Annotated in this window: 9 protein-coding genes; 6 read left to right on the forward strand and 3 right to left on the reverse strand. The window is 73.2% G+C overall.

The features are described from left to right. Positions 1–4 precede the first annotated feature (4 nt). Positions 5–1,543 (reverse strand): histidine ammonia-lyase, encoded by a 1,539-nt coding sequence (gene hutH, locus JWR81_RS33140; RefSeq protein ID WP_297661825.1) that lies wholly within the window; start codon positions 1,541–1,543, stop codon positions 5–7. Between the two features lie 93 nt (positions 1,544–1,636). Between hutH and JWR81_RS33145 the strand changes: the two genes are divergently transcribed. Continuing rightward, the gene (locus JWR81_RS33145) at positions 1,637–2,410 is read left to right on the forward strand and encodes an IclR family transcriptional regulator (RefSeq protein ID WP_297661827.1); all 774 of its coding nucleotides are present in this window, start codon (positions 1,637–1,639) and stop codon (positions 2,408–2,410) included. 12 nt (positions 2,411–2,422) lie between these two features. Here JWR81_RS33145 and JWR81_RS33150 read toward each other — a convergent pair whose 3' ends face one another. After that, complete coding sequence (locus tag JWR81_RS33150; RefSeq protein WP_297661828.1) at positions 2,423–4,075, reverse strand: AMP-binding protein; 1,653 nt, start codon at positions 4,073–4,075, stop codon at positions 2,423–2,425. A 152-nt stretch (positions 4,076–4,227) separates the two neighbouring features. Between JWR81_RS33150 and JWR81_RS33155 the strand changes: the two genes are divergently transcribed. From JWR81_RS33155 to JWR81_RS33165, 3 genes are read left to right on the forward strand one after another with little or no spacing between them, the layout of a single operon-like run. Next, positions 4,228–5,055 (forward strand): PaaI family thioesterase, encoded by an 828-nt coding sequence (locus JWR81_RS33155; RefSeq protein ID WP_297661830.1) that lies wholly within the window; start codon positions 4,228–4,230, stop codon positions 5,053–5,055. A gap of 22 nt (positions 5,056–5,077) precedes the next feature. Beyond that, positions 5,078–5,920: a PaaX family transcriptional regulator C-terminal domain-containing protein gene (locus tag JWR81_RS33160; protein ID WP_297661832.1), complete on the forward strand. Its 843-nt coding sequence runs from the start codon at positions 5,078–5,080 to the stop codon at positions 5,918–5,920. 48 nt (positions 5,921–5,968) lie between these two features. Next, the gene (locus JWR81_RS33165) at positions 5,969–6,223 is read left to right on the forward strand and encodes a hypothetical protein (RefSeq protein ID WP_297661834.1); all 255 of its coding nucleotides are present in this window, start codon (positions 5,969–5,971) and stop codon (positions 6,221–6,223) included. 18 nt (positions 6,224–6,241) lie between these two features. Here the strand turns inward: JWR81_RS33165 and JWR81_RS33170 are convergent, their stop codons facing one another. Continuing rightward, the gene (locus tag JWR81_RS33170; protein ID WP_297661836.1) at positions 6,242–7,282 is read right to left on the reverse strand and encodes a nitronate monooxygenase family protein; all 1,041 of its coding nucleotides are present in this window, start codon (positions 7,280–7,282) and stop codon (positions 6,242–6,244) included. Between the two features lie 36 nt (positions 7,283–7,318). Between JWR81_RS33170 and JWR81_RS33175 the strand changes: the two genes are divergently transcribed. Further along, positions 7,319–7,522, forward strand: a complete 204-nt coding sequence (locus JWR81_RS33175) for a hypothetical protein (RefSeq protein WP_297661838.1) — start codon at positions 7,319–7,321, stop codon at positions 7,520–7,522. Between the two features lie 111 nt (positions 7,523–7,633). Continuing rightward, on the forward strand, positions 7,634–8,379 hold a 746-nt coding region (locus JWR81_RS33180), incomplete at its 3' end, for a mycofactocin-coupled SDR family oxidoreductase (protein WP_297661840.1).

Consider the following 8,379-nt stretch of genomic DNA (forward strand, 5'->3'; position numbering starts at 1 on the left):
CGAGCTACGAGAGCGGGCCGGTGACGGACTCGGCGGCGGCCAGCGCCCCGCCGGACATGACGTAGGCGAAGGCCGCCTGGATCTCGGGCGCGAGGTAGCGGTCGGGGCCGGGCCCCGCCACCGTGGCGCGCAGACCCGTGACGACCGCGCCCGTCGCGGGGGCGGGGGCGAACGGGGCGCGCAGGTCGAGGCCGCGGGCGGCGGTGAGCAGCTCCACCGCGAGCACCCGGCCCAGCCCGTCGACGGCGCGGCGGAGCTTGCGCGCGGCCGACCACCCCATCGACACGTGGTCCTCCTGCATCGCGCTCGACGGGATCGAGTCCACCGACGCGGGGACGGCGAGGCGCTTGAGCTCCGACACGATCGCGGCCTGGGTGTACTGGGCGATCATGTGGCCGGAGTCGACGCCCGGGTCGTCGGCGAGGAACGCGGGCAGCCCGTTGTTGCGGGCGACGTCGAGGAAGCGGTCGGTGCGCCGCTCGCTCATCGATGCGAGGTCGGCGACGGCGATGGCGAGGAAGTCGAGCACGTAGCCGACGGGGGCGCCGTGGAAGTTGCCGTTGCTCTCCACACGTCCGTCGGCGGTGACGACCGGGTTGTCGACGGCGGCGGCGAGCTCGCGGGAGGCGACCGCCTCGGCGTGGGCGAGGGTGTCGCGGGCGGCGCCGTGCACCTGCGGGGCGCAGCGCAGCGAGTAGGCGTCCTGGACGCGGGTGCACCCGGGGTTGCGGTGGCTCTCCGTCACGGCCGAACCGGCGAGCAGCGCGCGCAGGTTGGCGGCGCTGTCGGCCTGGCCGGGGTGCGGACGCAGCGCCTGCAGGTCGGCGGCGAACACGGCGTCGGTGCCCAGCAGCGCCTCGACGCTCATCGCCGCGGTGATGTCGGCGGTGCGCAGCAACGTGCGCAGATCGTGGCAGGCGAGAACGAGCATGCCGAGCATGCCGTCGGTGCCGTTGATGAGCGCGAGGCCCTCCTTCTCGTGCAGGACGACGGGCTCGATGCCGGCGGCGGCGAGGGCCTGCGCGGCGGGCATCAGCACGCCGTCGGCGTCTCGGACCTCACCCTCGCCCATCGCCGCGAGCGCGCAGTGCGAGAGCGGGGCGAGGTCGCCGGAGCAGCCGAGCGAGCCGTACTCGCGCACCACCGGCGTGATGCCGGCCGTCAGCATCGCCGCGTAGACGTGGGCGGTCTCGGGGCGGATGCCGGTGCGGCCGGTGGCCAGCGTGGAGAGCCGCAGCAGCATGAGCGCGCGGACCACCTCGCGCTCCACCTCGTCGCCCGAGCCTGCCGCGTGCGAGCGCACCAGGCTGCGCTGCAGCTGGGCGCGGAGCTCGGCGGGGATCTGCCGGGTGGCGAGCGCGCCGAACCCCGTGGACACGCCGTAGTGCGGGACGACGTCGTGGGCCAACGCCTCCACGACCTTGCGGCTCAGGGCGATCTCGGCGCCGGCTTCGGGGCTCAGGACGGTGGCGGCACCGCCACGGGCGACGGCGAGGACATCCTGGGGAGTGAGCGGGCCGATACCGACCGTTACTACGTGCATCACTCCATGGGACACCCGCCGCGCAGGCCTCCACCATGGTCCGCGGTGTGATGCTGTCCGGGATCCCGGACAGTTTCCGCTAGCGTGCTCCATGTGGCCGATCCCGTGAAGGCTCCCGCGGCCGAGCAGGTGCTGGCGATCCTGTCCTACCTCGGACGGCAGGCGGGCCCGGTGCCGGCGGCCGCCATCGCGCGGGATCTCGGACTGCCCCGCTCCACCGCCTACCAGCTGCTCGCCGCGCTCGCGACCAGCGGTTTCGTGGTCCATCTCGTCGACGAGCGGAGGTTCTGCCTCGGCGTCGCCGCCTACGAGCTGGGCACCGGCTACAGCCGCCAGGAGCCGCTCACCCGGCTGGCCCGGGTGCCGATGGCCCGCCTCGCCGACCGCACCGGCCACACCGCGCACCTCGCCGTGACGCACGGCCGCGAGGTGATCTACGTGATCGAGGAGCGCGCCGCGGGCCGTCCGCCGCTGGTCACGGACGTGGGCGTGCGGCTGCCCGCTCCGCTGACGGCCAGTGGGCGGGCGATGCTGGCCGCGATGCCCGCCGCCCACCTGAAGGCCCTGTTCCCGCACGCCGACGCGTTCGTCACCCGCCACGACGTGGGTCCCAGGTCGCTGTCGGCCCTGCAGCGACTGCTCGTCGAGGCGCGACGCGCGGGGTACGCCGTGGAGCAGGGCGAGGTGTCGCCGGGCTTCGCCTCCGTCGCGGTGGCGGTGCTCGACCATGCCCGCCACCCGGTCGCCGCCGTCGCGGTGACGTTCCCGCAGCACGAGTCCGACGAGCGGACGCACGCCGTGCTCGTCGACGAGGTGGGCCGGACCGCCCGGGCGATCACGAGCCGGATCGGCGGTGGAGCCGCCTGATCGCGAGCGCGCTCAGCCCGGGACGGACGTGCGGCCCTCCGGCCCCACGGCGAGGGGGGTGGGGGCGAGCTCGCCGCCCTCGATGCGGTCGCGGAGCACGAACTTCTGGATCTTTCCGGTGGGCGTGGCCGGCAGGGCGTCGACGAGGAACCAGCTCGACGGCGTCTTGAACGCGGCGAGCCGTTCGCGGCAGAAGGCGCGCAGCTCGTCCGGGGTCGGTGGGTCGGTGGGGTCGACCGGGCGGATCGCGGCGTTCACCGTCTCGCCCCAGGTCGGGTGCGGGACGCCGAGCACGGCCGTCTCGGCGACCTTGGGGTGGGTGAGCAGGGTGTCCTCGATCTCGCGCGGATAGATGTTCACCCCACCCCGGATGATCATGTCCTTGAGCCTGCCGGTGATGGTGAGGAAGCCGCGCTCGTCCATCGCGCCGAGATCGCCCGAGTGCAGCCAGCCGTCGGCGGTGATCGCCAGTGCGGTCGCGTCCGGGAGCTCGAAGTAGGAGTGCATCGCCTGGTAGCCGCGCACGCAGATCTCGCCGGACTCGCCCAGTGGCAGCGGCTCGCCGGTCTCCGGGTCGGCGATCTTGACCTCGGCGCGGGGGAGCGGGCGGCCGATGGTGCGCGACTGGTCCTCGGGGCTGTCGGAGGTGCCGGTCTGCGCGATCACGCCGTGCATCTCGGTCTGCCCGAACAGGATGCTGAACAAGCAGCCGAGCGTGTCCTGCGTGCGGCACACCAGCTCGGCGGGGACGAACGAGGCACCCGACAGCATCGTCTCGATGCTCGACAGGTCGCGGCCGGGGCGGTCCGGGTGGTCGAGGACGGCGATGAGCATCGTCGGCACCAGCAACATGATCGTGCCGCGGTAGGTCTCGGTGAGCTCGAGCTGCAGGCCGGGGTCGAAGCCGGGCATGAGCACGTAGGTCCCGCGCTGCGAGAGGGTGCCGATGCCGGTGACGGCGCCTCCGCCGATGTGGAACATCGGCATCGAGTTGATGCACACCGCGCCGTCGTGGGCGTCGGCGCGCAGGAAGACGAAACGCGACGCGTTGACGATGCCGCGGTGGTGCAGCAGCGCGCCCTTGGGGAAGCCGGTGGTGCCGGAGGTGTACTGGATCTGCAGGTGGTCGCCCGGGGCGACGTCGGGCAGGGCGGTGGCCGGGTCGCCGGAGCCGAGGTAGGCGTCCCAGTCGGTGAGCGACACCGCCTGCTGCAGTGCGGGCGCGTTCGCCCGCGCGGCGGTGACCGCGGCCCCCATGTCGAAGCCGCGGTACCCGTCGGCGTGCAGGAGGACGACAGCGCGCGACTGCGTGAGCACGTACTCGAGCTCGGCCTGCCGGTATGCGGGGTTGACCGGCACGAGGATCATCCCGGCGAGGCTGACTCCGTGCTGCACGATCAGCCACTCCGCGCAGTTGGGTGCCCAGACCGCGACGCGCTCGCCGGGTGCGAACCGGGCCAGCAGCGCGCGGGCCACCCGCTCGGCGTCGGCCAGCAGCTCGGCGTAGGTCCAGCTCCGCCGCTGCGCGGGATCGGGCACGGCGTCGACGAGGGCCACCCGGTCGGGGACCTCCGCCGCGGCGCGGCGCAGCAGCCCGCCGACGGTCTCCTCGAGGATCGGGAGCGTGTCGTCGGCGGGCCAGTAGGAGTCGGTGAGGGCCGGCATGCGTCCTCCTGCGTCGTCGCGGGTGAGTCGCGGGGTGAGATCGTGCTGGGTGGCCTGCATCACGCGAAAAATAGCCTACACATCACGGTCCTGAGGCGCTAGAGCTGTCGAAGATTGACGATCACGGCAGGTGGGCACCTATGGTGTACATCATGCGCGACGCAGTGTCCTCGACTGTCGGTCGATCCGAGCTGCTCCTCACGCCGCACGGCGGCCCGGAGGAGCTGTTCCGGACCGGGCCGGTCACCGTGGACGGGGGAGTCGCGCGGCTGTCGATGGCGACCGGTCCGTGGCTGCACGACGGCGACGGCCGTCCGGCGGCGGGAGCGCTCGGCGTGCTGCTCGACGACCTCCTCGGCCAGGCCGTGATCGTGCACCGGCCCGCAGGGAGCTGGGCCGTCACCACCGAGCTCACGATCGACGTCGGCGGCCCGCTGCCCGCCGACGGGTCGCGCCTCGACGCCGACGCGGAGCCGGTGTCGGTGGACGACGCCGGTGGGCTCAGCCGTGGCACCGTCCGGGCCGCGGACGGGTCCGTGGTGGCGGTGGGCACCACGTGGTCGCGGTTCGTGCCCGGCGTCCCGCGGTCGGTCCTCGACGGGGCCTACGGGCCGGCGTCGGTCCGTCGCGGTGCGGGCTCGCTGCCCGAGCTGCTCGGCGTGGGCTGGGCCGACGGCGTGCTCGTGCTGCCCGACCGTCCGGACCTGGTCAACCCCGCAGGCCGGGTGCACGGCGGGGTCGTGGCGTGCGCCGCGGAGTGCGCCGCGCGGCGCGCTGTCGCCCGGTCGGGGCTGGCCACCGCGTCGCTGCGGGTGACCTACGTCCGCCCGGCCGTTGCGCCCGTCGTCCTCACCCCGACCGTGCTGCACGGCGGGCGTTCGCTGGCCGTGGTCGAGGTGCTGGCGCGCGGGGCCGATGCGCGCACGTGCGCGATCGCCACCGTCGGGCTGCGCTCGGCCAGGCCTGCGTCGCCGCGGTGACCGTGATCCCTAGACTGATCGAATGCCTCCAGCGAGCGTGCGACGGCCCGTCGTGAGCGCCGGGAGCGCGCGGTCGTTGCTGCTGACGGTGCTCGGCGAGCTGGTGCTCCCTGTCGGCGAACCCGTGTGGACCTCGTCGCTGCTGCACGTGCTCACGGGCGTCGGCGTGGAGGAGCAGACGGCGCGCCAGGCCATCGCGCGCGGCGCCGCGGCCGGCTGGATCGTCGGCGAGCGTCACGGCCGCGAGGTGCGGTGGGAGATCACGCCCGCGGGCCGGCAGCTGATCGAGGAGGGCGCCCAGCGCGTGTACTCGCTCAGCGCGGACGCACCCGCGTGGGACGGCAACTGGCTGATCCTGTTGATCACCGTCCCGCAGAGCCTGCGCACCGTCCGCAAGAAGCTCTACGGCGCGCTGAGCTGGGCGGGCTTCGGCAACCCGACACCGAGCGTCTGGCTCACGCCCCACCCCGAGCGGGCGGCGGAGGCGCGGCGGGTGGTCACCGACCTCGGGCTGCGGGAGTCCACGCTGTCGTTCACCGGCTCGTCCACGGACGTGGGGCTGTCGGACACGGAGATCGTGCAGCGCGCGTGGGACCTCGACGGCCTCGTCGCGATGTACGACGAGCTGCTGCGCACCTACGACGGCGTGCAGCCGGAGCCCGGCGACCCCGTGCTGCTCACCCACGTGGAGCTGGTGAGCCAGTGGCAGCGCTTCCCGTTCGTCGACCCGCAGCTGCCCGAGGCGCTGCTGCCCGACTGGATCGGGCGGCGCGCGGCGGCGATGTTCCAGGAGCTGCGCACCGAGTGGTACGACGACGCGCACGCCCGCTGGAACGAGGTCGTGGCGGAGACGTCCCCGGGTTGAAGGTGACAGGAGCCGTCAGGGCTGCACACCGCCACCGTCGACACCCAGGTGACGAACGGTGACGCGAAGGTGTGGGGCGTCGTCGAGGATGTCCGGGACCCGGCCCTGCACCAGCGCTTCGCGGTGGCCCTGTTCGAGGAGACGGGCTTGGAGCTTCGGGGTCAGGAGTTCGGGCACTTCTTCGCCGTGCACGTGACCGGCGCCTCCGCGGTGGCGGTTGGCGGGGGCCACCTCGACATCACGGTCTGGGACATCACGGTCCGGCGGGAGGGCACGGAGGAGCGGGTGGTGCGCAAGCACTGATCCGCTGTGCCCGGTCGATCAGGCCGGTGCCGCGCCCGTCAGGTTCCCGGCCAGCCGGGCCAGTACCGCCGCCGCCTCCTCGGCCATCGCGGGCACGAACTCGGCCACCCGGATGACGTGGTCGATGGCGCCCGCGACCTGCCCGGTCATCACGAGGCTGTTCACCGTGTCGCCGTCGGTCTGTGCGCGGGACATCGACTCGATCTTGTGGCGGATCAGCGCCACCGGGTCGGCGTCCGGGTCGTTCTGTGCCACCAGCAGTGCCTCGGATGCGGGGTTGCGCAGGCCGCGGCAGGGCCCGTAGACGCCGGTGAACGCGACGTCGTCACCCTCCTTCGCGTCGAGCAGAGCCTGCAGGTAGTTGGGGTGCCAGTCGGAGTTCTCCTCCGAGAGGATGAAGCGCGTGCCCAGCGCCACGGCGTCCGCGCCCATGCAGAGCGCGGCGGCGAGCGTGCGGCCGTCGCGGGCGCCACCTGTGAGCACCACGGGGATGTCGATGGCCTCGGTGACCTTCGGAACGAGGACGAACGTGTGCACGCCCGCGGCCGGCGCGTGCCCGCCCATCTCGAACCCGGCGGCGATGACGACGTCGACGCCCGCCTCGGCGGCCTTGATCGCCTGGCGCGTGGAGCCGACCTTGTGCTGGTGCACCATCCCGGCGTCCTTGATCAGGTCGATGTAGACGCCCGGGAAGCCCGCCGACGTCGTCATGACCGTGAGCTGGGCGGCCAGGCCCGCGTCGCGCCGCCGCGCATCGAGCACGGCGCGGATGTAGACGTCGGTGAACTCGACGATCGCGCCGCGCGCGTCCACCCCGACGGGGATGTTCACGGCGAACGGCTTGTCCGTCAGCGAGGCGCACTCCTCGATGTGGGACAGGAACGTGCGCGCGCCGGCCTGCAGGTCCTCGGGCATGCCCGGCATGGACACGGTGCCCAGCCCGCCGGCCTGCGAGACCGCCGCCGCGAGCTTGGACGTCCGATACGGGCCGAGGCCCTCCTGGACGATCGGGTGCTCGATGCCGACGAGCTCGGTGTAGCGGTTGCTGATCGGTCCCATGCGTTGACACTCTACACCTCGGGGAACACACTGTCATTGAATGTAGGAGGTTTCGATGCACGTCGACCGACCGACGACCAGGCCGCCATCCGCGACGGCATCCGGAAGTTCGCCGGCGCCGAGCCGGCGTCGGGCTACCTGGCGCGGGCGAAGCCCAGCGAGTTCCCGTGGGAGCTGCGCCGGCGCGGGTCGTCGCTCGGTGCGTCCGCGCTGCCGGCCGGGCCGGCAGCGGATGCGTGACGTGCTCGCCGTCGAGAGCGCCGACGGCACCGCCAAGATCCAGAAGATCGTCCTCGCGCGCGAGTTGTTCGGCGCCGAGTTCGTGCCCTACGACAGAAAGAGGACCAGATCGTGAGCGGACGTGTGGCGGGGAAGGTCGTGCTGATCACCGGCGCGGCGCGGGGGCAGGGGCGCAGCCACGCGCTCACCCTCGCCGAGCACGGCGCCGACATCATCGCGGTGGACGTCTGTGCCGACAACGCCTCCGCCGAGTACCCGATGGCCACGCCCGACGATCTCGCGCAGACCGTCAAGGCCGTGGAGGCGCTGGACCGCCGGATCGTCGCCGTCCAGGCCGACGTCCGCGACCGGGACGCGCTGGCCGCCGCGGTCGCCGACGGCGTCGCGCGGCTCGGGCGGCTGGACGTCGCCGTCGCCAACGCGGGGATCTGCGTGCTCAAGCCCTGGGACGAGGTCACGCCCCAGATCTGGGACGACACGATCTCCGTCGGCCTCACCGGGGTCTGGAACACGATGACCGTCGCCGCGCCTCACCTGATCGCGGCCGGCGGTGGCTCGATCATCGCCACCGGCTCCACGGCGGCGATCAAGGGCGTGCCGTTCCTCGCGCCGTACGTGGCGGCGAAGCACGGCGTGGTGGGGCTGGCGCAGGTGATGGCCAACGAGCTGGGCCGCCACCACGTCCGCGTCAACACCGTGCACCCCACGGGCGTCCGCACCACCCTCGTCGACGGCCTGGCCGACATGGACCGGCTGATCGCCGACAACCCCGGTGTCGGCGGGATCTTCCTGAACACGATGCCGGTGAAGTTCATCGAGCCGCGCGACGTCAGCGACGCGGTGCTGTACCTGGCGAG

It is taken from the genome of Pseudonocardia sp., from assembly GCF_025965585.1.
GTDB lineage: Bacteria > Actinomycetota > Actinomycetes > Mycobacteriales > Pseudonocardiaceae > Pseudonocardia.